Origin of the sequence: Thiolapillus sp. (assembly GCF_048562965.1) — a bacterium.
Taxonomy (GTDB): Bacteria; Pseudomonadota; Gammaproteobacteria; order Chromatiales; family Chromatiaceae; genus Thiolapillus; species Thiolapillus brandeum_A.
This window is the reverse complement of the sequence record NZ_JBHNMF010000625.1, coordinates 1-1,802: the sequence shown is the minus strand read 5'-3', so window position 1 is coordinate 1,802 and position 1,802 is coordinate 1. Positions and strand designations below refer to the sequence as shown.

Here is a 1,802-nt window from a genome sequence, read left to right as displayed (position 1 = left end):
CATCAGGGCGATGATGGGCTGGCACAGTCCGGAGGTCGCCTTCGATCCAAAATAACTGCCCATGGCTGTTGATCCATTCGATGTGTTGGGTCAATAGCATAGACTCGGCGTGCTATGATGTCAAGCCTCTACAGACATGAAAAAGCGATTTAGATCCATCGAGGCAGGCTTGTACTCATCTTAGGGGTGAGTAGTTACTTCGTAGGAATAGTAGTCGATGCCGTTGCGGGTAGCGAGGAGGGCATAGATATTTTCCGGTTCCAGGTTCTGCTGCAAGGCTTTGTCCAGGTCGAGACGGATTTCGGGCTGCAGCAATTTACCGCGAAAGGAAAATGTCACACTGACTCGAACACTGTTGCTCATGCTAGGGCGCCCCTGGCCCGGGCGATGGCCTTGCGCACCTGCGCCGGGGCCGTGCCGCCGGTGTGGTCGCGGGCGTCCACGGAGCCTTCTAGGGTGAGATATTCGAAAACATCCTCGGTAATGGCCTCATTGAACGCCCGCAGCTCGTTCAGGCTCAGGTCCGCAAGATCAATGCCACGCTCCACGCACAGGGCCACGGCCTTTCCAACTACTTCGTGGGCGTCGCGGAAGGGAATGCCCTTGTGCACCAGGTAGTCGGCCAGGTCGGTGGCGGTGGCGAAGCCCTTGAGGGCGGCCTGGCGCATGGCGTCGGTGTTGCAGGTGATTTCCGGCACCATGTCGGCGAAGACCTTGAGGCAGCCCTTGAGGTTGTCCACGGTGTCGAACAGGGGCTCCTTGTCTTCTTGGTTGTCCTTGTTGTAGGCCAGGGGCTGGGACTTCATCAGGGTGAGCAGTCCCATGAGATGACCGAACACCCGGCCGCTCTTGCCCCGAACCAGCTCGGGCACGTCGGGGTTCTTTTTCTGGGGCATGATGGAGGAGCCGGTGCAGAAGCTGTCCGACAGGGTGATGAAGCCGAACTGGGCCGAGGACCAGATGATGAGTTCCTCGGACATGCGCGACAAGTGCATCATGAGGATGCTGGCGGCGGCGCTGAACTCGATGGCGAAGTCCCGGTCGCTGACGGCATCCAGGGAATTGGCGCAGGGGGCGTCGAAGCCCAGCAGTTCGGCGCTGTATTCCCGGTCTATGGGGTAGGTGGTGCCGGCCAGGGCGGCAGCCCCCAGGGGGCATTGATTCATGCGCCGGGCGCAGTCACCGAAGCGGCCATGGTCGCGTTGCAGCATCTCGAACCAGGCCAGCATGTGGTGGCCGAAGGTGACGGGCTGTGCGGTCTGCAGGTGAGTGAAGCCGGGCAGTATGGTCTCGGCCTCGCGCTCCGCCAGCTCCAGCAGGGCCAGCTGGAAACGACGGATCTCGGCCTGGATGGCGGCGATTTTGTCACGCAGCCACAGGCGCACGTCCGTGGCCACCTGGTCGTTGCGGGAGCGGCCGGTATGCAGCTTCTTGCCCGCGTCGCCGATGTCCTCCGTGAGGGCGGCCTCGATATTCATGTGCACGTCTTCCAGGGCCACGGACCAGGGGAATTCGCCCTTGGCGATCCGCTCGCGGATGCGCTCTAGGCCGCCGATGATGCTGTCCCTTTCGGTTTCCGTGAGGATGCCCTGGCGCGCCAGCATGGTGGCATGGGCGATAGAGCCCTGGATATCGTAGTCGGCGAGGCGCTGATCAAATTCCACGGAAGCGGTGAAGGCTTCTACGAAGGCGTCAGTAGGCTGATTGAAGCGTCCGGCCCAGAGTTTCTTGTCGGTCATCGTGTTTTCCTGAAGGTGATGCAATGTGAGCTTATGCATACCGTTACTTGATTACCCCTGTCT

Annotated in this window: 2 protein-coding genes; both read right to left on the bottom strand. The window is 60.8% G+C overall.

From position 1 onward, the window contains the following. Positions 1-180: 180 nt before the first annotated feature. Entirely contained in the window at positions 181-339 is a 159-nt protein-coding gene (locus ACOCD2_RS18485; protein ID WP_419625877.1) for a hypothetical protein, read from the bottom strand. Between the two features lie 20 nt (positions 340-359). Beyond that, on the bottom strand, positions 360-1,739 hold the full coding sequence (argH, locus tag ACOCD2_RS18480) for an argininosuccinate lyase (RefSeq protein WP_419582329.1): 1,380 nt from the start codon (positions 1,737-1,739) through the stop codon (positions 360-362). Positions 1,740-1,802 lie beyond the last annotated feature (63 nt).